General features: G+C 60.9%; 24 protein-coding genes. 14 read left to right on the top strand and 10 right to left on the bottom strand.

Features of this window, described 5'->3' with window-relative positions; genetic code table 11:
- Nucleotides 1–171 precede the first annotated feature (171 nt).
- On the top strand, nucleotides 172–2703 hold the full coding sequence (locus ABW22_RS15565; RefSeq protein ID WP_059758950.1) for an ATP-binding protein: 2532 nt from the start codon (nucleotides 172–174) through the stop codon (nucleotides 2701–2703).
- Here ABW22_RS15565 and ABW22_RS15560 read toward each other — a convergent pair.
- The 4 genes from ABW22_RS15560 to argB all read right to left on the bottom strand — a co-directional run bounded on the left by ABW22_RS15560 (nucleotide 2683) and on the right by argB (nucleotide 5882).
- Nucleotides 2683–3585, bottom strand: coding sequence for a crotonase/enoyl-CoA hydratase family protein (locus ABW22_RS15560; RefSeq protein ID WP_059758945.1), 903 nt, complete (start codon nucleotides 3583–3585; stop codon nucleotides 2683–2685). The two genes, ABW22_RS15565 and ABW22_RS15560, sit on opposite strands and share 21 nt — an antisense overlap.
- 148 nt (nucleotides 3586–3733) lie before the next feature.
- A complete protein-coding gene (locus ABW22_RS15555) occupies nucleotides 3734–4540 on the bottom strand; it encodes a sulfite exporter TauE/SafE family protein (protein ID WP_059758942.1) in 807 nt (268 codons plus the stop codon).
- Nucleotides 4540–4995 carry an EVE domain-containing protein gene (locus ABW22_RS15550; protein ID WP_059758940.1) on the bottom strand — a complete coding sequence of 152 codons (456 nt, stop codon included), beginning with the start codon at nucleotides 4993–4995 and terminating at the stop codon, nucleotides 4540–4542. Before ABW22_RS15550 ends, ABW22_RS15555 begins: the two co-directional genes overlap by 1 nt.
- Before the next feature lie 2 nt (nucleotides 4996–4997).
- Nucleotides 4998–5882: an acetylglutamate kinase gene (argB, locus tag ABW22_RS15545; protein WP_059758938.1), complete on the bottom strand. Its 885-nt coding sequence runs from the start codon at nucleotides 5880–5882 to the stop codon at nucleotides 4998–5000.
- Nucleotides 5883–6022: 140 nt separating this feature from the next.
- Between argB and ABW22_RS15540 the strand changes: the two genes are divergently transcribed.
- From ABW22_RS15540 to ABW22_RS15520, 5 genes are all read left to right on the top strand, one after another.
- Nucleotides 6023–6589 (top strand): sigma-70 family RNA polymerase sigma factor, encoded by a 567-nt coding sequence (locus ABW22_RS15540; protein WP_059758935.1) that lies wholly within the window; start codon nucleotides 6023–6025, stop codon nucleotides 6587–6589.
- Nucleotides 6586–6846 (top strand): zf-HC2 domain-containing protein, encoded by a 261-nt coding sequence (locus ABW22_RS17075; protein WP_088178797.1) that lies wholly within the window; start codon nucleotides 6586–6588, stop codon nucleotides 6844–6846. Before ABW22_RS15540 ends, ABW22_RS17075 begins: the two co-directional genes overlap by 4 nt.
- 70 nt (nucleotides 6847–6916) lie before the next feature.
- Nucleotides 6917–7234, top strand: coding sequence for a hypothetical protein (locus ABW22_RS15530; protein ID WP_059758931.1), 318 nt, complete (start codon nucleotides 6917–6919; stop codon nucleotides 7232–7234).
- A gap of 12 nt (nucleotides 7235–7246) precedes the next feature.
- Complete coding sequence (locus ABW22_RS15525) at nucleotides 7247–8098, top strand: DUF692 domain-containing protein (RefSeq protein ID WP_059758927.1); 852 nt, start codon at nucleotides 7247–7249, stop codon at nucleotides 8096–8098.
- Nucleotides 8073–8831 carry a DNA-binding domain-containing protein gene (locus ABW22_RS15520; protein WP_059758922.1) on the top strand — a complete coding sequence of 253 codons (759 nt, stop codon included), beginning with the start codon at nucleotides 8073–8075 and terminating at the stop codon, nucleotides 8829–8831. Before ABW22_RS15525 ends, ABW22_RS15520 begins: the two co-directional genes overlap by 26 nt.
- Here ABW22_RS15520 and ABW22_RS15515 read toward each other — a convergent pair.
- Nucleotides 8825–9289, bottom strand: a complete 465-nt coding sequence (locus tag ABW22_RS15515; protein ID WP_419184931.1) for a copper chaperone PCu(A)C — start codon at nucleotides 9287–9289, stop codon at nucleotides 8825–8827. The two genes, ABW22_RS15520 and ABW22_RS15515, sit on opposite strands and share 7 nt — an antisense overlap.
- 311 nt (nucleotides 9290–9600) lie before the next feature.
- On the opposite strand from ABW22_RS15515, the gene ABW22_RS15510 reads away from it, so the two are divergent.
- From ABW22_RS15510 to ABW22_RS15495, 4 genes are all read left to right on the top strand, one after another.
- Nucleotides 9601–11820 carry a TonB-dependent receptor gene (locus tag ABW22_RS15510; RefSeq protein ID WP_059758913.1) on the top strand — a complete coding sequence of 740 codons (2220 nt, stop codon included), beginning with the start codon at nucleotides 9601–9603 and terminating at the stop codon, nucleotides 11818–11820.
- Nucleotides 11821–12067: 247 nt separating this feature from the next.
- Nucleotides 12068–13324, top strand: a complete 1257-nt coding sequence (locus tag ABW22_RS15505) for an ATP-binding protein (protein ID WP_059758910.1) — start codon at nucleotides 12068–12070, stop codon at nucleotides 13322–13324.
- Nucleotides 13321–13854 carry a response regulator transcription factor gene (locus ABW22_RS15500; protein ID WP_059758907.1) on the top strand — a complete coding sequence of 178 codons (534 nt, stop codon included), beginning with the start codon at nucleotides 13321–13323 and terminating at the stop codon, nucleotides 13852–13854. The genes ABW22_RS15505 and ABW22_RS15500 overlap by 4 nt, the downstream gene beginning before the upstream one ends.
- A 105-nt stretch (nucleotides 13855–13959) precedes the next feature.
- Complete coding sequence (locus ABW22_RS15495) at nucleotides 13960–15264, top strand: glycerophosphodiester phosphodiesterase family protein (protein ID WP_059758904.1); 1305 nt, start codon at nucleotides 13960–13962, stop codon at nucleotides 15262–15264.
- A gap of 166 nt (nucleotides 15265–15430) precedes the next feature.
- Here the strand turns inward: ABW22_RS15495 and ABW22_RS15490 are convergent, their stop codons facing one another.
- The 4 genes from ABW22_RS15490 to ABW22_RS15475 all read right to left on the bottom strand — a co-directional run bounded on the left by ABW22_RS15490 (nucleotide 15431) and on the right by ABW22_RS15475 (nucleotide 17384).
- Nucleotides 15431–16261 carry an undecaprenyl-diphosphate phosphatase gene (locus tag ABW22_RS15490; protein WP_059758900.1) on the bottom strand — a complete coding sequence of 277 codons (831 nt, stop codon included), beginning with the start codon at nucleotides 16259–16261 and terminating at the stop codon, nucleotides 15431–15433.
- A gap of 98 nt (nucleotides 16262–16359) precedes the next feature.
- On the bottom strand, nucleotides 16360–16635 hold the full coding sequence (locus ABW22_RS15485) for a type II toxin-antitoxin system YafQ family toxin (protein WP_059758898.1): 276 nt from the start codon (nucleotides 16633–16635) through the stop codon (nucleotides 16360–16362).
- Complete coding sequence (locus ABW22_RS15480) at nucleotides 16632–16889, bottom strand: prevent-host-death protein (protein WP_059758895.1); 258 nt, start codon at nucleotides 16887–16889, stop codon at nucleotides 16632–16634. The genes ABW22_RS15485 and ABW22_RS15480 overlap by 4 nt, the downstream gene beginning before the upstream one ends.
- 90 nt (nucleotides 16890–16979) lie before the next feature.
- Complete coding sequence (locus tag ABW22_RS15475; protein ID WP_059758894.1) at nucleotides 16980–17384, bottom strand: hypothetical protein; 405 nt, start codon at nucleotides 17382–17384, stop codon at nucleotides 16980–16982.
- Nucleotides 17385–17472: 88 nt separating this feature from the next.
- Between ABW22_RS15475 and dndC the strand changes: the two genes are divergently transcribed.
- From dndC to ABW22_RS15455, 4 genes are read left to right on the top strand one after another with little or no spacing between them, the layout of a single operon-like run.
- Nucleotides 17473–18630 (top strand): DNA phosphorothioation system sulfurtransferase DndC, encoded by a 1158-nt coding sequence (dndC, locus tag ABW22_RS15470; protein WP_082708941.1) that lies wholly within the window; start codon nucleotides 17473–17475, stop codon nucleotides 18628–18630.
- On the top strand, nucleotides 18627–18860 hold the full coding sequence (locus tag ABW22_RS15465; protein ID WP_059758891.1) for a DNA modification system-associated small protein: 234 nt from the start codon (nucleotides 18627–18629) through the stop codon (nucleotides 18858–18860). The genes dndC and ABW22_RS15465 overlap by 4 nt, the downstream gene beginning before the upstream one ends.
- 3 nt (nucleotides 18861–18863) lie before the next feature.
- On the top strand, nucleotides 18864–20918 hold the full coding sequence (gene dndD / locus ABW22_RS15460; RefSeq protein ID WP_059758888.1) for a DNA sulfur modification protein DndD: 2055 nt from the start codon (nucleotides 18864–18866) through the stop codon (nucleotides 20916–20918).
- The gene (locus ABW22_RS15455) at nucleotides 20915–22456 is read left to right on the top strand and encodes an FtsK/SpoIIIE domain-containing protein (RefSeq protein ID WP_059758885.1); all 1542 of its coding nucleotides are present in this window, start codon (nucleotides 20915–20917) and stop codon (nucleotides 22454–22456) included. The genes dndD and ABW22_RS15455 overlap by 4 nt, the downstream gene beginning before the upstream one ends.
- A gap of 196 nt (nucleotides 22457–22652) precedes the next feature.
- On the opposite strand, the gene ABW22_RS15450 is transcribed toward ABW22_RS15455, so the two are convergent.
- Nucleotides 22653–22979 carry a HigA family addiction module antitoxin gene (locus tag ABW22_RS15450; protein WP_237763381.1) on the bottom strand — a complete coding sequence of 109 codons (327 nt, stop codon included), beginning with the start codon at nucleotides 22977–22979 and terminating at the stop codon, nucleotides 22653–22655.
- Nucleotides 22980–23009: the final 30 nt, after the last annotated feature.

Here is a 23009-nt window from a genome sequence, read left to right as displayed (position 1 = left end):
CCTCCAATCGCCCCTACAAGCACGCGTGGCCGTTTCAGGACGCACTGCACTACCTCCAGTCCGAAAGCGGCAAACATTTCGACCCCGCCTGCGTGCGTGCGTTCGAACTGCGCCTCGACGCCGTGGCGGACATCATGCGCGAGCTGGGCGACACCCAGGCGTAATCGGCGCATGAAGGCCATGCTTCAGACGTCATTGCCCGGGTTTTTACAGCGTCTGGTCAAACGGATTCGCAGCCGGCCGGATACGGAGTTTCAGCAAGCGCTGATACGGGTCGTTATCGGGCTTGTCTTTCTGGCGTACTTCTCCAGCGATGTTGCGCCGCTCGATGGTGCCACGCGCGGCACCGCCCAGCTTGTCAGCGTCGTGTTCACCGGGCTGGCGGGGCTGATCGTTGCACTCTCGCTGGTCAGCCTCGCCGCATCACCGTCACGCCGCATTGTCGCGATGTTGATGGACTATGCGACATGCTCATTTCTGCTGACCTACACGGGCGAAGCCGGCAGCCCCCTGCTGGTTGTTTATCTGTGGGTCACGCTTGGCAACGGCTTCAGATATGGTGTTGCTTACCTGTACGCCGCCACGGCCATGGCGATTGCAGGCTTTTTGCTGGTTCTCGCCTACTCGCCTTACTGGAGCACTCACATGTCCATTGGGGTGGCGTTTCTGCTTTCCATGATTGCCGTGCCGCTCTATTCGGCCTCGCTGCTGAAGCAGGTCCATTCTGCGATTCAGCGCGAGCGGAAAGCCAATCAGGCAAAATCCGTTTTCCTTGCCAACATGAGCCACGAGTTGCGTACGCCGCTGAACGGCGTCATCGGCGTCGCCGACCTGCTGGCGGAGACGAAACTCGACAAGGAGCAGCAGGAATTCGCCCAGATCATCCGTGCATCGGCCAACACCCTGCTGGAACTGATCGACAACGTGCTCGACATTTCGCGCATAGAGGCAGGGCGCATCGTCAGCACCGACGAGGACTTCGACCTGCACCGCCTGGTCAACGGCACGGTCGCCATGATGCAAACCCTGGCCCAGGGCAAGGGCATGGTGTTGGCGGCGCATATCGCACCGCAGACGCCGTTTCACCTGCATGGCGATGCGCGCCACCTGCGCCAGATCCTCATCAACCTGATCGGCAATGCCATCAAGTTCACCGAACATGGCCGGATAGACGTGTATGTCCGCCCGGTCGGGCAAAGCCAGCCACAACGGCTGCGCTTCGAAGTCGTCGACACCGGCATCGGCATCCCGGACGCCGCGCAGGCACGCATCTTCGACAGTTTCACCCAGGCCGATCCGTCGGTCACCCGTCGCTTTGGCGGCAGCGGGCTGGGCACCACCATTGCCAAGCAGCTGGTGGAAACCCTGGGCGGGCAAATCGGCCTGCACAGCCGAGAAGGCGAAGGCACGACCTTCTGGTTCGAGCTGCCGTTCGCCCTGCAGGCTGCCCCGGCCACAGCATCCGACGAACATTTCGACGCGCCGATGCGGGTCGCCATCCTGGCGGGGAGCGAACTTGCAACCCGCCTGCAAACGGTCATTCGACACTGGGGCGCCGAAACCGTGACGGTGGACAGCACCAGCCGGCTCGCCGCCGAGCTGTCCGCCAATGTAGGGGGGGAAACGCTGGTGGGCGCGGTGGTGGTGGAACGCTGCGCGCTGCCGGGTGACCCGGTGGCCTTTCTGCGCCTGCTGCACGACGGCCCCAGCCTGGCTGCACTCCCGGTCATCCTGATTGAATCCGACGCCAGCATCGCCCTGCCACACGACGCCCTGCTGATGCGCGAAGGCTATGCCTCGGTGCTGCGTACGCCGGTCAACACCACCCTGCTGTTCAACGCCATCCATGCAGTCGTCAGCCACGGCATGCCGCCCAACGTGGTGTCGCTGGCCAACCGCTTCCAGGCGCAGTCCGGCCAACACGCCCACCTGCGCATCCTGGTGGCGGAAGACAACCCGGTCAACCAGCGGGTAATCCGCGGCCTGCTGGAGCACGCCGGCCACGAGGTCCACCTGGCGCGCGGCGGCGAGGAAGCGCTGGCCATGCTCGAAGCCGCCGAGCAAACCTATCACCTGGCCATTATCGACATGCATATGCCGCAGCTGTCCGGGCCCGAGGTGGTGCAGCGCTGGCGCTTCATGGAAAACGGCCACCTGCCCATCATCATGCTCACCGCCGACGCACGCGCCGAGGCACAGGCTGCCTGTGAAGAGGCGGGGGCCGACGCCTTCCTCACCAAGCCGGTCAACAGCCGCGATCTCATAGATGCCATTGCCCGGCAGGTCGCCCGGCAGACGCCACCGACTGCGGGCAAGGCAGCGTCACCGGAACACTGGGAAGAGGAGCTCGATGAGAGCGTGCTGGACGGTCTGGCGCAATTGGGGGGTGCGGCCTTCGTGGAAGACCTGCTCGCCAGCTTTGAAGAGGAGAGCGGACGCACGCTGCGCGACATCGAACGTGCGCTGGCCGCCCAGGATTACGGCCAATGGCACCATCAACTGCACCTACTGAAAGGCGGTGCCCGCGACGTCGGGGCCAACCCGCTGGCCGAGCGATGCGCCGAAGCCGAGCGCATCAAGGCGTTCGAGCTCGCAACCCGGCTGGCGCATGACAGGCTAGACGCCGTGCGGTCTGCGCTGGTCGCCACGCAGGCCGCACTGGCCGACTATCAGGCCAACAAGCTACGCGCTGACCACAGCTGATCCGCCGCTGTTCACGCTGTCCGCTTTGCCGGTCTGACGCGCAACCAGACGCTCCATCATGCGCAAATCCTTGGCCTCGAGCCGCAGCGCCGCGTCGACCCAGATTTCGGCAATCCGCATCAGCTCCTCATGTGCAATCGGTTGCGACACCTCGCGCGCCGCGCGCAACGCCAATGCCCCGTTGCGCTGGCGAGCCTCTTTGCGAACGAATTCGTTGACTGCCTGCTCGCCGCCCCCCGGTTCGGCAAGAATATCCACCGCGCCCAGTTCGTACATTTCTTCTGCACTGTAAAGCTTGCCGCTCAAGATAACCTTCTCGGCCTTGCTGTAGCCGATCCTTCGGCCAAGCAAGCTCATCGCCCCCATCCCAGGAAACAGATTGAACAGGATTTCCGGAAATCCCATTTTGGATCCGCGCTCGGCAATCAGCACATTCCCTGACAACGCGCACTCGAAGCCCCCGCCCAGCGCATCGCCCTGCACCAGGGTGATGGTCTTCAGATTGGGATGGTTCAAATGCAAGGCATTCAAGAACAGGGGGCGAATGCAGGCTTCCGCATAGGTGTACAAGCCGTCACGATCACGCGCCTCGATCAACTGGCGAAACAAATTGAGATCGCCCCCCAGGTTGTAGATTCCGGGGTGCGCCGAGGCCACCACTGCATAGTTCACATCGGAACATTCCGGGTCATCCAGCCGCTTGCTAATGCTCCCAAACCAGTCAACGATTTCCCGCAGCAACACGTCGGTAAAACAGGGGCGGGGTGCGGCATTCATGTAGCCCCAGGCAACCTGGTTGTGCTCGTCGTAATAGGTCGCGAGTTGGCTGTAATGGTTCTGCTGCGGTTGCAGCATGGGGTGAACGGCTTGCAGTTGTGCCATGTGTATCTCCACGGGTTAGGAAAGCGACCATGCGACTAAAATCGACATGTGTCGAAAGACTAACGCGGGCAACACCGCTGCTCAAGCGCCAAATTGTTACACGCAGCGCAGTTCGATTCGTGCCGGAATCAGGCGCGCAAAGTGTCGCCTAGAACGTCCACACCATGCGCAGCGCCAACGCCAGCAACAGCAGCGCAAAAAACCGCTTCAGCGGCCGCACCGGCAGGCGATGCGCGGTGCGCGCGCCGAGCGGGGCGGTCAGCACGCTGCCGAGGGCGATGCCGGCGAGCGCTGGCAGGTAGACGAAGCCGAGGCTGCCGGCGGGGCGGCCGCCGACGTCCCAGCCGCCCAGCAGGTAACCGGCCGTGCCGGCAATGGCGATCGGGAAGCCGATCGCCGCCGAGGTGGCGATCGCCCGGTGCAGCGGGACGTTGTGCCACAGCATGAATGGCACCGACAGGGTGCCGCCGCCGATGCCGACCCAGCTCGACACCGCGCCGATCACGCCGCCCGCCAGCGTCGTCCCGCCGCGCCCCGGCAATTCGCGATGCGGCGCCGGCTTGAAGTCGAGCCACATCTGGATGGCGGCGTAAAACAGGAAGGCGACAAAAAACAGCTTCAGCACCCGTGCCGGCATCTGCGCCGCCAGCATCGCCCCGGCCAGCGTGCCGAGCACGATGCCGGGCGCGATGCGCCGCACCAGCGGCCACTCGACCGCGCCGTGGCGATGGTGCGCGCGCATGCTGGCGAGCGAGGTGAACAGGATGGAGGCAAGCGAAGTTCCGAGCGCCAGCTGCGGCTCCATACCGGCTGCCAGGCCCTGCGCGTGCAGCAGCAAAATCAGCACCGGCACGATGATGAGCCCGCCGCCGACGCCAAGCAGGCCGGCGACGAAGCCGACCGCCAGCCCGAGGCCGACGTAGGCCGCGAGCAGGGCAGGCGCCAGTTCCGGCATCAGAGGTGCTTGACGATAAAGGCGTATTCGGCCGGATCGATCGGGGTGATCGACAGGCGGTTGCCCGTTTGCAGAATGCGCATATGGGCGAGCTCGGGATAACCGCGGATTTCTGACAGCGGCATCAGCCGCGTCTTCTTCACCAGCTTGACGTCGACGTTGAACCAGCGCGGCGTTTCCGGGGTGGCCTTGGGGTCGAAATACTTGTTCTTCGGATCGAACTGGGTGGCGTCGGGATACGCCGGCACGCCGACTTCGGTTAGCCCGGCGATGCCCGGCTCGGCGCACGACGAATGGTAGAACAGCACCTTGTCGCCGGGCTGCATCTGGTCGCGCATGAAATTGCGCGCCTGGTAGTTGCGCACGCCGTACCAGGCGACGCTTTGGTTCGGCATGGCGGCGAGGTCGTCAATGCTGACGTCGCTGGGTTCGGATTTCATCAGCCAGTAGCGCATGCTCAAACCCGCTTGATCAGGGTGCCGACGCCTTCCGGGGTCAGGATTTCCAGCAGCAGGGCGTGTTCGACCCGACCGTCGATGATGTGCGCGGTCTTCACGCCGCTGTTCACCGCGTCGACCGCGTAGCCGACCTTGGGAATCATGCCGCCGGAGATGGTGCCGTCGGCGATGCGCTCGTCTACCTGCCGCGGCGTCAGGCCGGTGAGGAGGTTGCCCGCCTTGTCCAGCACTCCGGGGGTGTTGGTGAGGAAAATGACCTTCTCCGCCTTCAGCACGCCCGCCAGCTTGCCGGCCGCGACGTCGGCGTTGATGTTGTAGGCGTTGCCTTCGGCGTCGGTGCCGAGCGGCGCGACCACCGGAATGAAATCGCCCGAGTCGAGCAGCTGGATGATTTTCGGGTCGATGCTGGTGATCTCGCCCACCTGGCCGATGTCGAGAAACTTGCCGAGCTCTTCCTGGCTCGCCACCAGCATCTTCTTGGCGTGGATGAAGTTGCCGTCCTTGCCGGTCAGCCCGACCGCCTTGCCGCCGTGCTTGTTGATGAGGGTCACGATGTCCTGGTTGACCAGGCCGCCGAGCACCATTTCCACCACGTCGAGCGTTTCCTCGTCGGTCACCCGCATGCCCTGGATGAAGTCGGACTGCTTGCCGATTTTCTTCAGCAGGTTGGCGATCTGCGGGCCGCCGCCGTGCACCACCACCGGGTTCATCCCCACCAGCTTCAAGAGCACCACGTCCTTGGCGAAGGCCTCCATCAGATGCCGCTCGGTCATGGCATTGCCGCCGTATTTGATGACGATGGTCTTGTCGTAGAAACGCTGGATGTAGGGCAGCGCCTCGGACAGGATGTGGGCCTTCTCGGCGGCGGTATGGAGGGGGATCATGGCGGCTCCGGGTTGAGTTTGGGGCGGATTTTACGCCAATAAAAATGAAGGCGCCCCTCAACCGCGATGGCCGGGGTTGCCGCATTCTGTGGCTACCTCTAAAGTGCCCCCACCTCGCGCATTGCAGACAAGGATCATCGATGGATACGCTCGACACGCACGCCTGGCTGGCCGACCACGGGGACTATCTGTTCCGGATGGCGCGCCGCCAGCTGCATTCGGACGAGCTGGCCGAGGATGCGGTGCAGGAAACCCTGCTCGCCGCGATCTCGGCGCAGGCGCGCTACGCCGGCCATGCCAGCCCGCGCACCTGGCTCACCGGCATCCTCAAACACAAGATCGTCGACCAGATCCGGCGCAATGTGCGCGAAGTCGAACTGCCGCGCGACGAAGACGGCGAGGAAGCCGTCGACAGCCTGTTCAAGCAGGACGGCCACTGGGTCGAGCCGCCACGCCCGTGGGGCAACCCGCACGCCGAGGCCGAATTGAGCCAGCTGCGGCGCGTGCTGGACGAATGCGCCGACCGCCTAAAGCCGGTGATGGCGCAGGTATTCAGCCTGCGCGAGGTGGCCGGAATAGAAACTGAAGAAATCTGTAAGGAACTGGATATCACGCCGACGAATTGCTGGGTACTGCTGCATCGGGCGCGATTGTTCATGCGGCAATGCCTGGAATTGAACGGGTTCTCGAAGGCGGGTGCGGCATGAAATGGATCGTGACATGCAAGGAAACCAGCATGCTCGCCTCGCGCGCCATGGACGAGCGGCTGCCGTTTGCCGACCGCTTGGCGTTGCGAATGCACCTTGCCATCTGCGAAAACTGCGCCCGCTTCAACCGGCAGTTGCAGGAAATGCGCCGCCTGTTTCGGGTGGAGACCGGGGCCGACGAGGATGTCGCCCCGGGCCTCACGTCCGAAGCCCGGCAGCGCATCGAAACCGAAATGCAGAAAAAGCTCGGCGCGTGAGCCTTTCGCATCAAGCCGGATTCGTCCGGTAATTTTTGACCGTCGTTAAACCTGTTAGGAGAGCAACACCATGTCCAGGAAATCCCTGATCGCCGCCGCCGTCGGCACCGCTTTCGTCGCCAGCATGACCGCCGCCCCCATTGCGTCGGCCGCCGGAAACCCCTTCGCCCTATCCGGCCTGACCACCGGCTACCAGGTGGCCGACAATCACGCCGAGATGAAGCCCACCGACAAGAAAATGCCGGAAGGAAAATGTGGCGAAGGCAAGTGCGGCGCTACCAAGAAAGACGCCAAGGCCACCGAGATGAAGCCCAGCGACAAGAAAATGCCGGAAGGCAAGTGCGGCGAAGGCAAGTGCGGCGCCACCAAGCCCGCGCCCAAGAAGTAAGTCGCTCGCCTGATGAACCCCCTGCGCCTTGCCGGCGCGGGGCTGGGGTTTCGGCGCGAACTCATACCCGCGCTGAAATCCCGGGTCCCCGACGCCATCGATTTTTTCGAGCTCGCTCCGGAAAACTGGATCGACCTGGGCGGCGCGTTCGGCCGCGACCTGCGCGGCTTCACCGAACGCTACCCCTTCGTTTGCCACGGCCTGTCGCTATCGCTCGGCGGCCCCTCGCCGCTCGACGAAATGCTGCTGCACAAGACGCGACAATTCATGGATGCCCACGGCATCCAGCTCTACACCGAACATCTGTCGTACTGCTCGGACGACGGGCATCTGTACGACCTGTTGCCGATTCCCTTCACGGAAGAGGCAGTGAAATACGTCGCTGCGCGCATCCGCCGCGCGCAGGACATTCTGGAACGCCGCATCGCGATCGAAAACGCCTCGTACTACACCCCGTCGCCGGTTGCCGAGATGGACGAGATCGCGTTCATCCGCGCAGTGCTGGACGAGGCCGACTGCGACCTGCATCTGGACGTCAACAACGTCTACGTCAACAGCGTGAACCACCGCTACGACCCGCTCGAATTCATCCGCGCGTTGCCGACCGAGCGCATCGTATATATGCACATGGCGGGACATTACAACGAGGCGAACGACCTGCTCGTCGACACCCACGGTGCCGATGTGATCGATCCGGTGTGGGCGCTGCTCGACGCGACCTACTGGCTCCACGGCGTCACCCCGACGCTGCTGGAGCGCGACTTCAACATTCCGCCGCTGGCCGAACTGATGCGCGAGGTCGAGCACATCGCGCGCATCCAGGCGCAACCTCATCGACATGAAAACGCCATCCGCGCTTCCTGAATTCCAGCGCTACCAGCTCGCCTTCACCGCGCACATCCGCGACCCGAAGTCGCACCCGCGGCCGGCCGGGGTGGAAGCGCGGCGGATGAAAATCTACAACGCGCTGCTCTACAACAACATCGAGGGCTTTTTGCTGGCGTGCTTTCCGGTGCTGCGGCAGGTGCTGGGCGCGCGCAAGTGGGCCAAGCTGGTGCGCGCCTTCTTCAGCACGCACCGCAGCCGCACGCCGTACTTCCGGCAGATTCCCGACGAGTTCGTGCAGTTCCTGCAGAACGAATGGACGCCGCCCGAGGGCTATCCGCCGTATCTGCTGGCGCTGGCGCATTACGAATGGATCGAGCTGGTGCTGTCGGTGTCGAATCGAAGCCTGGATCGCGCGGTCGATGCGGCAGGCGACCTCCTCGACGGCGTGCCGCTACTGAACCCGGTGCTGGCCAACCTGCGCTACGACTGGCCGGTGCAGCGCATTGCGCCGCGCCGAAAAGTCGTGCCAATGGAAACCTGTCTGCTGGTGTTTCGCGACGCCGAAGACGCGGTGCAGTTCAGCGAGATCAACGCCTTCACCGCGCGGCTGCTGACGCTGCTGGAACCGGGCACCCTGAGCGGGAACGCGGCGCTGCAAACCATCGCCTCCGAAAGCCGCCATCCCGATCCGGCGCTCGTGGTTCAAGCCGGTGGCACGCTGCTTGACGACTTGCGCGCGCGCGGCGCCATTCTTGGAACGGCTCAGTGATGGTGGTGCTGCATGGGCATGGCGCCGCCCATGGGCGCACGGGCTTCCGCCTTCACCTCGACGGTCTGCCGCTTGCCGCCTGACTCCACCGTCAGGATCAGCGGGATGACGTCGCCGGCGGCAATCGGCTGCGGCAGGTTCATCAGCATGATGTGAAAGCCGCCGGGCTCGAGCGAAACCGTCTTGCCTTTCGGCAGATCGATCGCCTTCACTTCGCGCATCCGCATCACATCGCCGTCCATCCTCATTTCATGCATCTCCACCCGCGGCACCGCCGGGCTGGATGCACTGACGAGACGCGCGTCGGCATCGGACTGAATCCGCATGTAGGCGCCGCTGACTTTCTGCCCCGGCATGGTGGCGCGCGCCCAGGCGTCACTCACGCTGATGGTGGCGGCCCAGGCCGATTGCATGGTCAGGGCGCCGACAGCAGCGAGCATCAAAACCTTCAAGTTCATTTTTTTCTCCATTTGAAAACCGAAACAGAATCGGCGCGCCTGGGTGCAAGGCACGCTGCGCGATCGGATTCTTTAGACCGGTCGTGAACGATATGCAATCGCGACACAAATTACGATGCGGCAAATCGTCGCATCGTAAATTTCACAGCCCGCTCGCGCCTGCACCACAAGTCCCCCGTCATGCGCAGCAATCCTGTCCCCCTGCCGGTTGATGCAATCCCGGAAAACAGTTTGTTGCGGCAATTTGCCACATTCTCGCGCACCAGCGACTTCACTAGACCCGGAAAGGTTTCAACAATTCCGAGAAAAACATGCTGTTATCCCGAAAACCCCTCTCCCTCGCCGTCTCGCTTGCCCTGTCGGCAATGTGGGCGGCCAATGCTGCCGCGCAGGACGCATCCCAGGATACGCCCCTCATGACCGTGGTCGTCGTCGGCTCGGCGCCCACGGACGCCGAGCCCAACAGCCTGACGCTCGACGCGGCCACACTGCTGCCCTTGCGCGCCGCCACCAGCGATACGGCAACCCTGCTGAGGGAGGTCCCCGGGGTCAGCTTCTACGGTGCCGGCGGCGTTTCCAGCCTGCCGGCAATTCGCGGCCTGGCCGACGACCGCCTGCGCATCAAGGTCGACGGCATGGACCTGATCGCGGCCTGTCCGAACCACATGAACCCGGCCCTTTCCTACATCGATCCCGGCCGTGTCGATCAAATCAAGGTCTACGCCGGCATCACGCCCGTTAGCGTCGGCGGCGACAGCATCGGCGGCACGATCCTGGTGGAGTCCCCCGCGCCACAATTTGCCAAGCCCGGCGAGGGACTCCTGACAAAGGGCCAGGCCGGTGCCTTCTACCGCAGCAATGGCAATGCGACAGGCGCCAACCTTTCCGCGACGGTTGCCGGCGAAAACCTGAGCGTGACCTATACCGGATCGACTGCGCAGTCGGACAACTACACGGCGGGTGACAACTTCAAGACGACCACCGCGACAGGCCAGGTCGGGCATACGCTGCCGCTCTACGAAGTCGGCTCCTCCGCCTACAAGTCGATCAACCAGGCGCTCGACATCGCGCTGCGCAACGAGAATCACCTGTTCGACCTAAAGCTGGGGCACCAGCACATCCCCTACGAGAATTTTCCGAACCAGCGCATGGACTTGACCGACAACACGAGCGATCAGGTCAATCTTGGCTATACCGGGCAGTATCAATGGGGCGTCCTGAAGGCGCGCGCCTACCACGAGGAAACCCGGCACGAGATGAATTTCGGCGATGACAAGCAGTTCCAGTACGGCACTGCACCCGGTATGCCGATGAACACCGAGGGAAAAACCAACGGCCTGGCGGTCAACGCCGAGGTCCTGCTTTCCGAGCGCGATACCCTGCGGGTGGGCGGCGAATATCAGGGCTATCGACTGAACGACTGGTGGCCACCGTCGGGGACAGGGGGCATGTCTCCGGGAACCTTCTGGAACATCAACAATGGCCAGCGTGACCGCTACGCCGTGTTCGGGGAATGGGAAGCCAAGCTCAACCCGCAGTGGACAAGCCTCCTTGGCCTGCGCCATGAGACGGTCAAGACGGATGCCGGCGATGTGATGGGGTACTGCACCAGCGGCATGTGCATGGGCAACCAGCTTGTCGACAGCGACAATTTCAACGCCCAGGATCACAGCAAGACCGACCGCAACTGGGACCTGACCGCGCTGGCGCGCTATACCCCGGACGCGACGCAAAACTACGAGATCGGGGTCGCGCAAAAAACCCGCTCGCCCAACCTCTACGAGCGCTACACCTGGTCCACCTGGTCCATGGCGGCAGTCATGAACAACTTCGTCGGCGACGGCAACGGCTATGTGGGCGACATCAATCTGAAACCTGAGGTGGCCCACACGCTGAGCTTCGTCGCCGACTGGCACGATGCCCGGAAAAAGACATGGAGCGTGCGGATCGCACCGTACTACACGCATGTCAGGGATTACATCGATGCCCAGTGCCTGCCGGGCACGACCTGCACAGTCGACAAGTTCAATGTGCTTCAGTATTTCAACCAGTCAGCCCGGTTGTATGGCGTCGATCTCTCCGGTCATTTCCTGGCCGCCAGCACGCCCGCTTATGGCGACTTCACCACAAGCGGTATCGTGAATTACACCCGGGGCGAGAACCGAGACACGGGCGACAACCTTTACAACATCATGCCCTTGAACGCGAAACTGGCCCTGACGCAAAAACGGGGGCGCTGGACCAATACGCTGGAAGCGCAGTTTGTCGCGGCGAAAAATGATGTCTCGGATGTCAGGAACGAGATCGAGACCGATGGCTACAGCCTGTTCAATCTGCGCAGCAGTTACGCGTGGAAGCAGGTTCGTCTGGACGTCGGGATCGATAACCTGTTCGACAAGGGCTATGCGCTGCCGCTGGGCGGCGCCTATCTCGGCCAGAGCATGACGATGTCGATCAACGGGGTTCCTTGGGGAACCGCCGTCCCCGGCCCCGGTCGCTCGATCTATGCCGGGGTGAACGTCCAGTTCTAGGACGCGTCGGCAGAAGCCCCTCCAGTTCCAGAAACCGAAGCCCCATGCGCTCTGCACGGGGCTTTTTCTATTCCACAGCCGCCTGATTCAGCAGTAACAGCCAAAAAAATCCCGCCAGAAGGCGGGAAGGAGCGGAATTGTTACGCGATGAAGCGTTATCACACTGTAGGCGAGACGATCACCGCGCACAATTGGACAAATTGTCGCAGCCCGCAGCCCGCGGCGGCGCGCGCATTACAATGCCGCCATGTTGTCCGCACCCTATTCCCCACTGCTCTCCACCCTGCCCGCGCGTGCCCTGCTGGGGCGCTTGCTGGCCGTTCGCGTGTCGCTGATCGCCGGCTGGGCGGCGGGCATCGCCTGGCTGCACTGGGGTCTCGCCATCCGCATGCCGCTGTTTCCGATGGCCGCGGTGCTGGTGCTGATGGGACTGTTCTCGCTCTCCACCGCGTGGCGGCTGCGGCTCGACGTTCCCGCCACGCAGATGGAATTTCTGGCGCATCTGCTGGCCGACCTCACCGCATTCGCCGTGCTGGTGTTCTTCAGCGGCGGCGCGACCAACCCCTTCGTGTCGCTGATGCTGGTGCCGGTGATCATCGCCGCGATCAGCCTGCGCCCGCGCTGGGTGTGGCTGCTGGCGGCGGTGGCCGGCGGCTATTACGCGCTGCTGCTGTTCGTTTACCAGCCGCTGGCGATCGCCGACCCGGTCGCCGCCTCCCGCATGCACCTGGGCGGCATGTGGTTCAACTTCCTCATCAGCGCGGGCCTGATCGCGTTTTTCGTCACCCGCATGCACGCCGCGCTGCGCGCGCGCGACCGCGAACTCGCCGCCCTGCGTGAAAAGCAGCTGCGCGACGAACGCATCGTCGCGCTCGGCACCCAGGCGGCGCTGGCGGCGCACGAGCTCGCCACCCCGCTCGCCACCATCCAGACTACCGCGCACGAACTCGCCGGCGAATTCGCCAACGACCCCGACATCGGCGCCGACTGCCGCTTGCTCGAACAGCAGGCGCAGGCGTGCAAGCGCATCCTCACCCAGCTCGCCGCGCGCGCGCAGGACAGCGCACCCTCGGCGCAGCCCCTCGACAGCTGGCTCGCCGCACTGATCGAACGCTGGCAGGTGTTGCGCCCCGATGCGCAGATCACGCCGGCGCTGCCGCCCGACCACCGTGCCTTCACGCCGCCCGACGGGCTGGAACAGGCGATCCTGAATGTGCTGAACAATGCCGCCGACGCCTCGCCCGCCGCCGTCGAATTCGGCGCGGAAGCGAAGCATGACGCGCTGGTCATCGACATTGCCGACCGCGGCCCCGGCTTCACCCCCGAGCAGAAAGCGCAGGCCGGCCACGTGCTGTTCAGCGGCAAGCCGGGGCGCGGCTGGGGCATGGGCCTGGCGCTCACCCACGCCACGCTGGAGCGGATGGGCGGCAGTCTCACCCTCATCGAACGTGACGGCGGCGGCACCCGCGTGCGCATCACCCTGCCCTGGAAGCGAGCGGCATGAACCGGAAACTGTTGATCGTCGAGGACGATGTCGATTTTGCTGCCGCCTTGGCGCGCGCCATGAAAAAGCGCGGCTTCGAAGTGGCGCTGGCGCACGACGCCAGCGCAGCCCGCACCGTAGCGAAAGCCTTCGCCCCCAGCCACGCCGTCGTCGACCTGAAGCTGTCCGGCGAATCGGGGCTGAAGGTCGTCGCGATGCTGGCTGCGCGTACGCCCGCCCCCGCCATCGTCGTGCTCACCGGCTATGCCAGCATCGCGACCGCGGTCGAAGCGGTGCGGCTGGGCGCACGGCATTACCTGGCGAAGCCGGCGAACGCCGACGAGGTGCTCGCCGCGCTGCTGCGCGACGAGCCGGATGCTGCGCTGGAAGTCAGCGCCGAACCCCTGTCCGTGGCGCGGCTGGAATGGGAGCACATCCAGAAAGTGCTGAACGCGCACGACGGCAATATCTCGGCCACCGCGCGCGCGCTGAAGATGCACCGCCGCACGCTGCAACGCAAACTCGAAAAAAATCCGCCCAAACCGGGTTGAGGACACCACGGCTCACGCGACGCGTCATTCTGTTGTCAGATTCCGGGAATACGGTGGCACCGTCGGCCTCGCCGATCATCCCCGTCAATCTTCACAGGAGTCTGTATGTTCCCCACCTTTGCTTCCCGGCAGGCCGCCGCTTCCGCCGCATTGCTGATCGTCGCCGCCGCACCCGCCTGGGCTGATGACAGGTATGAGCGCGACGATCAGCGCGGATCCGTCCGCGCCGCACACAGCGTCCAACTCGGCCCGCGCCCATTCTTCCTCGTCGAAGACATGCAGGACAGCAAGCTCAAGCGCAGCTTGCTGCAATGCGCCAACGGCCCGTTCCGCAAAAGCGATTTCTCGATCGGCCACCGCGGCGCGGCGATGCAGTTTCCCGAACACACCCGGCAATCCTATGAAGCCGCCGCGCGCATGGGCGCCGGCATCGTCGAATGCGACGTGACCTTCACCCAGGACAAGGAACTGGTGTGCCGCCATGCGCAGAATGACCTGCATATGACCACCAACATCCTCGCCACGCCGTTGGCCGCCAAGTGCACCACACCGTTCACCCCGGCTGTGTTGGACGCCAACGGCGCGCTTGTCGCACCCGCTACTGCCGAGTGCCGCACCAGCGACATCACCCTGGCCGAGTTCAAAACCCTGCGCGGCAAGATGGATGCGTCGGACCCGCGCGCCCGCACTGTTTCCGAATACCTGGGCGGCACCGCTAACTGGCGCACCGACCTGTACGCCGGCCCCAGCAGCGGCACACTGATGACGCACAAGGAAAGCATTGCGCTGTTCAAGAAGCTCGGCGTAAAAATGACGCCCGAGCTCAAGAGCGCCAGCGTAGCCATGCCGTATGACAGCGACGGCGACGGCGTCGGCGACTACACGCAGGAAGCGTACGCGCAACAGATGATCGACGAATACAAGGCCATGGGCGTGCGTCCGCGCGACGTGTGGGCGCAGTCCTTCGACATCCGCGACATGCGCTACTGGATCGCCAACGAACCGGCTTTCGGCAAGCAGGCCGTCTATCTGGACGACGCCAACGTTCCCGCCGAACTGCCGAACGCTGCCGAACTCGAAAGCTACAAGGCTGAAGGCATCAATATTGTCGCGCCGCCGATGTACGCGCTGCTCGACGTCGACGGCAATGGCAAGATCGTCCCCTCGGCCTATGCGCACAACGTCAAAGCCGCCGGCCTCGACATCATCACCTGGACGCTGGAACGTTCGGGCATCCTGGCCGACGGCAACAACGGCTACTACTACCAGACCATCGACTCGGCAATCAAACGCGAAGGCGACATGATGACCGTGCTCGACGTGCTGGCGAAGGATGTCGGCATCCTCGGCATTTTCAGCGACTGGCCAGCCACCGTGACCTACTACGCCAACTGCATGAACCTGAAATAAGCAGACTGGACTGGATTGCACCGACCGGGTTATCCCGCGTAAATCTTTACACCCCACCCTTCCGGCCGCAATTGCGGCCGGTTTTTTATCTGTGCTCCCTAAATCAATCCGGCCTGAACCATCGCGCCTGAACCATCGCGCCCCGCGCCTCCGGAAAAAACGCTGCTCAGTGCGCCAAACCCCAATCCACCAGCCCAAAATAAGCGGTTGCCAGCACCACCCCGCCAAACACAATGCGATACCAGGCAAACAGCGTGTAATCATGACGGCTGACAAATTTAATCAGCGTGCGCACTGCAATCAACGCGCTCACAAACGCCGCCGCCCCCCCCACCAGAAACAGTGGCACATCGTTGACATTGAACAGCTGCCAGTTCTTGTACAGGTCGTAGGCCGTGGCGGCGAACATGGTGGGGATGGCGAGAAAAAACGAGAACTCCGCCGCCGCCTTGCGCGACAAACCGAGAAACAGCCCGCCGATAATGGTCGCGCCCGAACGCGACGTGCCGGGGATCATCGCCAGCGCCTGCGCAAAACCCACCTTCAGCGCCGTCGCCCAGCCGATGTCGTCAATCGTTTCCGCCGTCACCGTGTGCTGCCGCCGTTCCGCCCACAAAATCAGCACCCCGCCGATCACCAACGCGGACGCCACCACAATAGGGTTGAACAGATAAAACTTGATTTGTTTGTAAAACAGAAACCCCAGCACCGCAGCCGGAAGAAATCCCGCCATTAAATTAGTCGCCAGCCGCCGCGATGCCGGCTCGGTGTACAGCGTCGCCGCCACATGCCCCAGCCGCACCCGGTATTCCCACACCACCGCAAAAATCGCCGCCAGCTGGATGGCGATCATGAACACCTTTTCCTTCTCGCCGTTGAAGCCCAGCAACTGCCCCGCCAGAATCAGGTGCCCGGTGCTGGAGATCGGCAGGAATTCGGTGACGCCTTCAACCAGGCCAAGAATGAGTGCGTACAGCAGTAGAGTAGGGTCGGTCATCGTTGGATACAAAAAAGCGCGCCAGAGCGGCGCGCTTGTGATTATAGGGGCGGCGCGTGTAAGCCCGGTTAACCCGCCTCATGCGCCGCAAATCTCCTTCAATACACCGTGTCGTGATCTCCCACATTCACCGGGATAATCTGTTCGTCCTGAATCAGGATTTCCAGGGTAATCCGGTAAGACAGATTGATGGAAACCGAATGCAGGGTGTGCAGCTTCCCGCTCAGAGAATGCAGGCGCAGCGACGGGTGGTGAGGATTCAGCTCAAGCAGTTGCAGGGTTTTGAGATACTGCTTTTCCAGATCAGGATGCCGCTTGAGAAAACGTGCGGCACGTTTGGTGTACTGATCGGTAAAAATCAGCCGATAACTCATGCCGATGATTTCACGCGCGCCAGATGTTCTTCCGGCGAAGCCTCGGTAAAGCGCCCCGCCGCCAGATCGGCTCGCGTCTCGGCCAACGCCGCCTCCAGTTCGCACTCGCGCAAATAGTGATACTGCGCAATATCCATCACCACAAAGCGCTCTTTGCCGCGCACCGAAACAATCGCTTCGGTATGCTCGGCAAGCGCCGATTCAATCGCGGCTATCCCTTTGGTTTTAAGGTCGTTTGCAGTGAGATGTGACATGGCGCGCACCCTAAAATACTGTTAATAATGTGCTGAATAATGCCCCGCACAATGCGATTAATCAAGCGGTAATTTGCAGACGAGGCCGAATCACTTCCCCCCTGCCGCGTCCGCCTTCACAAACGCCAGAATCACCTCGCGCACCACCTTGCGTTGCGCCACCGGCAGTTTGAGAAACGCCTCGAACACCTCGCGCTCCTGATAGCCGATGCCTTCGTCCCAGCGTTTACGCTGCTGCTGTATGCGTTTTCCTATCTCCTTGCCGTCGCGCAACTCCTCCGGCAACACACGTAACCACTCAGCCAGCGTCAGCAACTTGTCATGCGCAGGGAAGGTTTCGCCCAGTAACCAGCGACGCACCCCATGAAGCGTAACCGCCCGCCCCCAATATCGCTGGTTGAACTCTCGTTCGAGTACCGCGGGCTTGGCTTCGTAGCCCGCCGCTTCCATCGCATGACGTAACCGAAGCGCAAACTCTGCCTTAGATTTTTCCATGGAGTTACGTTAAGACGGCAGTGCAGCCCCGTATTTAACCGGTTATCATGGTTACGTTTTATGCGTAACTTTTGATTAACTTTCCTCCATGCCCAAGTCCCTGCTCGAACAACTGCCCGAAATCGCCACTAATGAGCCAGCCGATTTCCATGCCATTTATAACGGCCTCGTAGCGGACGTTCGCAGTGAATATCTTTCGAGTAGTCAAACCTTCCCTTGGATCGTTGGGTTTTCCGGCGGCAAGGACAGCACGTTGGTTGCACACCTGGTTTTTTCAGCGCTTTTGGATGTTTCACCCAGCCGTCAGATACGCCCGGTGCATATCGTCGCCAATGACACACTGGTGGAAAGCCCATTGGTTTCAGCTCACCTGCACCAGTCTTTACAAGAAATTCGCAATGCCGCAGACACGCTCAAACTGCCGATTACTGTCGCCACCACGACCCCCAAAGATGAACATACTTTCTGGGTTCTGCTGATTGGTAAAGGCTACCCCAGCCCAAACTCACAAATGCGCTGGTGTACCGACCGCCTGAAAATCCAGCCGACCAGTAATTACATTCGTAACCAAGTTGCGGCCTGCGGCTCAGCCATCATCCTGCTGGGGGTGCGGCGCGATGAATCCGAGGCACGCCGCAAGCGCATTGATAGTTACGGCAATGGGATGGATTCACGTTTGCACCCGCACAAAGACCTGCAAGGTGCTTTCGTCTACCGCCCGATTGTTGACCTCTCAACCGACCATGTGTGGGAGATTCTTGCCAGTCACGAGCCGCCCTGGGGCGGTACGCACGACCGTCTTATCAAACTTTATCGAGATGCCGCAGGCGGTGAATGCCCAATCGTTTTATCGCAGGAAGATGCGCCGGGCTGCGGCACTAATTCCAGTCGGTTCGGATGCTGGACTTGCACCGTGGTGGAAAAAGACAAGAGCCTGCAAGGCTTTGTGGATAGCGGAAATCGTCAGTACTCGCCGTTGATTGAATTTCGCGACTGGCTGCGTGAAATCCGTAACGACCCCACCCTGCGCCAAGGCAGACGCCGCAACGGCAAGATCACCGTCATCAATGACAAGCTGATTCCCGGCCCTTTCACGCTGGATGCGCGCCGCATGATTCTTGAGCGACTCCTGCAAACCCAACAGGCATACGGCGACACCCTCATCACCGAACACGAAATCGACACCATCCAGCGCATCTGGGTCAACGACCTGCTTGCCATGAATACACCGGGAGACGACGCATGACCCAAAACCCCAACGCCATTGCCCAGCAACACGAAGTCGATGACTTACCGCTGTGGAGGGATGCAGACGCCCACCAGGTATTGCAGCAAACACTTACACAACACGGCGTGGATGAAGAAGTCTTTGCCCGCTTGCTGTCAGCTTGCCGGGAGCGCGCTCACCAACAGCGTCATCGTGGCATCACGGCTGACTTCGATGAAATCTTCCAATCCATTGGTGTCGAGGTTTAATCCATGTGGCTTTCACGCGTCGAGCTACTAAATTTCAAAAGCTATCGCCAGCAGGTTTTTACATTTCCCCAACCGGGAAGTGGCAAGAATCTGGTCCTGATTGGCGGAATTAATGGCTACGGCAAAACCACCCTACTCGAAGCGCTATATGTCGGCCTGTATGGCGAAGAGGCCTTCAAACATAAGGCACTTGATAGCGCAGGGTTGAAGGCAAAAAGCTACGGTAGTTTTCTCGAAGTTGCCTTTCACCGGCTGGCACCGAACAACGGCGATGACCGCATGGAAGTTCAAGTCGAATTTACACGCGAAGATGGCGGCGCATTGCGCGTCACCCGCAAATGGTTTTTCAACGGACGGGGCAAATACAACGACCAGAAAGTGATAGTCGAAACATGCGCCCAAACCGGCGCGTGGATGCACCGCGCAGAAGACGAGTTGCCAGAACTCCTGGAGAGCTATGCCACCCCGCCTTGGCTTGCGCCTTTCTTCTTTTTCGACGGCGAAAAAATTGCCGGCCTGGCCGATGAAGATCGCACCGGCTGGGTTCTGTCTGGGCTGGAGAACCTGTTGGGCGTCAAGTTGGTGAAAGAGTTACGCGAGCAACTAACCGCCTATATCGACAAAAAGCTGCGTGAAGCGGGCGGGGTCGATGAGCAACGTATCGAGCAGATGAAAAACACTCTGGAAAAAGACAAGTCCAAGGAATCGGCGCTACGCGAATCCATGGCTGAGCTGAGACAACGACACGGCAACGCCAAGGATGAACGTGATCGTTTCAGCAACCAGCTTGCCGGGCTAGCCCAAGGTAGCGATGCACGTACCGTGGCAGAAGTCGCCCAAAGCCGCAGCCGCGCCGAGGCTGAGGTGGCGAAAAGCTGGAAACGGCTACGCGATTTGTATGCCGGACCATTGCCCTTGCAGTTGATTCGCCGCGAGTTGCAGGACTCACTTGCGAACACATTGGAAAGAGAAGACTCACTAAGCGAATGGGAACAAAGCAAATCGCGTATGCAGCCTAACTGGGAAAAGTTTCGTAACACATTCTTTAGCTCGCCCTGGATTGGCGGGCTCTGCCACCTACCCGGTGCACGGGATTCATTGGATAAAACGCTGTCCGAAGCGTGGGAAAGCCTGCATTACCCCCGCCCGGAAAACTGTTCAGATACCGTCTGGCACAGCTATCTTCAGTCCAATGAGCGCCGAAAGCTGGAAGACATGCGCGCGAAAAGCCAAGTTTCGTCAGCTCAGTTGCGTCAGGCGTTGGAAGCTTTTCAACATGCAAAAGCCGAAGAATGGCGCTTGCGGCAAGAGTTGATTGCATTAGAAGGTGTTGGTGGTGACGACAAAGCACAACAGATCGAAACGCTGAAATTGGAAATGAAAGAGGCACAGGATCAGTACGACGAGCTTGGGCGGCAACTGAACACCCACGAAAACGAGCTCACGGCTTTACTCGCGGAAATCAAGAATCAGGATTCGGTTTACGAACGCGAACGTAAGAAACTGGCGGCTGGTCACCCCGAACGGCAGGCAGCAGGCGAAGCCGAGAAGGTGGTAGAGATGATAGACAGCCTGTTACCAGCACTTTTCAACCTCAAATTACAGGCATTGTCAGAAGCTGTGACGCGAATTTTCAGGGCGTTGCACCACAAGGATCAAATCGCGCGAATCGATATTTCCAGAGAAGGCCGCACCACGCTGTACAGCCATGACGGCACGGAAATCAATCTGCCGAAATCCTCCGGCGAATCGCAGTTGTTCGTGCTGGCGCTGGTCGGCGCACTGGCCGAGGTCACGGGCTATCGGGTGCCGATGATTATTGACACGCCGCTGGCGCGACTTTCCGAGACGCATTGCCAAAATCTGTTGCGTTACTGGACATCCGACCCCGAACGCCAGGTGATTCTGCTGGCGCAGGACAAGGAAATCAGCGCGCAAGATTATGTTGGTTTGAACGGCTCGGTGAATAAAACTTACCTGCTACGTCACAAACAGATCAGCCAGGGCGTCGGCCAAAGCGAGGCGGTCGAGAATGCCTATTTTGGGGAAATGGCATGAGCACGATCAGTGAGGTCATCACAGCGAGCTATTCGACAAGCAAGGATGCCGAGCAGCTTAGTAAAGAAATCAAAAAATGGCTGGGATGTGAAACCAATTACGAAATCGCCCGCCTTGCATTGGGTCGCTCCATGATGCTGGAGGCTGCCCCGGACGCAGCCCCCGATGCCAAAGGCTTACCACTGAAGGGCACACAGCTTTTTGGCAGCGAGGCAGATGCCAGCTATCTGTGGATCGCTTTGCTGGGTGAGCAGTTACGCATTTACGGCCATCCAAAATTTACGCTGGTAGGTTTGCAGCAACTGGTTCGTGACCACTGGCATCGCGGTGTACTCGAACTGGAAAAAGACTGGTGGGTAGCCGGAGAGGATGAAGCGAAATTTATTAACAATTTGGCGCGCCGTGCAGCGTTGCCGGAAAACCTATCCCCGATACCGGTTGATGATGAATTCGATGGTGTTGCCATCACCCCGAATGCTGCGAGTGAAGCCGAGTGCAGCGGCCTGATCAAAAAACTGAAAGGCCTGGGCGTAATGGCTGAAATCCGTGATTCCGTGGTGGGGCCGCGCCTGACCCGTTACCGGCTATATCTATCCGACACAGGGGACTTTTCACAACTCGAAAACAAGCTGGATGAACTTGGGTTTTCTCTCGGCGTCCAACAGGGGAGCATCACCCTAAGCCAAGCGGATGAGCCGCAGACCTGTTTCCTCGCTCTACCGCGAAAACCTGCCGAATGGCTACCTGTTGACGTTCAGTATTTCGAATCCGCAGCGCGAAAATTTGCCGACTCGAACATGGTTTTGCCCGTCACGCCTGGACTAGATGTCGTCGGCGCACCTGTCATTTTCGACCTGGCGGATGCCCCGCATTTATTAATCGGTGGCACGACGGGTAGCGGCAAAAGTGTATGCGTTAACGCACTGTTGTTGAGCTTGTTACTGTCCGCGCGCAAGCAGCCGATCCAGCTTGCGTTGATCGACCCGAAACAAGTCGAGTTCAGCTTGTGGCAGGACTGTGGGATTTTGTATGCGGATATCGCCACCTCCGTTTCTGCGGCAACCCACTTGCTGGATGAGTTGATAGAGGAAATGGATAGCCGCTATGCGCAATTCGCCGACATGGGCGTCAAGAATTTGATGGAGGCGCGAACGCGCGGTTTTGAAGGCGGCTGGATTGTCGTTGCCGTAGACGAAATGGCCGAATTGGTGATGCAAGGAAAACCCGGCAAGGCGGCTGAAGAAAAGCTGGTACGTCTGGCACAAAAAGCCCGCGCCGCAGGCATACACCTTATTCTTGCAACCCAGCGTCCTGAGGCCGCCACATTTTCCGGGTTGCTACGCAGCAATTGCCCCGCCCGCATCGCGCTCCGCGTTCAAAAATCAACTGAGTCAAAAATCATTCTGGATGAGACAGGTGCCGAGTCCCTACTGGGAAAGGGGGACATGATGCTCAAAGGAACAGGCTTACAGACCCAACGGGCACACGGCTATCTGCTCAATGCGAATGACATTACAAAGCACTTCAGCCGTGCCTAAGCTGCGTCGATCGGTCGGTAAATCTTTATGCGATTTCCTGTTTGCTCTTGTTCAGCAATTCGATTTCAGCCGCCGTCAGATTGCGTGGTTGCGGGTTCTCCCCACCATTTTAGTCAGTTTCCGCGTTGATAGCGTAAGCGGGTCTTGGTCGTTTATTGGTTGCTGCTTCATTTCGATGCGCTCGCTTACGTTCCGATTATTTCCCACACTGCGGCAAAGCGTCCTTCATCTCAGCGGCAGCAACTTTCAGGTCGTAGGCGGTTTGCAGGTTGAGCCAATACTGCGGGGTTTGCCCCAGCACACGCCCCAGACGTAATGCCATATCGGCGGTCACGGGACGTTCTTCTCGGACAAGGCGCAAGATACGCATGGGAGAAACGCCGATCTTTTCTGCAAACGCGACTTGGGTCAGGCTCAGCGCCTCCAGTGCCTCGCGCAGATACTCGCCGGGATGGATGGGGGGCAAGCCGTTAACAGGTATTTTGATTTGCATGGTTTCGTTCCATGGATAGTAAATTTTCAACACTTCGTTGCACGCAGGCCTGTTTTAATC

Origin of the sequence: Thiobacillus denitrificans, from assembly GCF_001530125.1 — a bacterium.
Lineage (GTDB): Bacteria > Pseudomonadota > Gammaproteobacteria > Burkholderiales > Thiobacillaceae > Thiobacillus > Thiobacillus denitrificans_C.
This window is presented reverse-complemented; position numbering and strand designations above follow the sequence as displayed.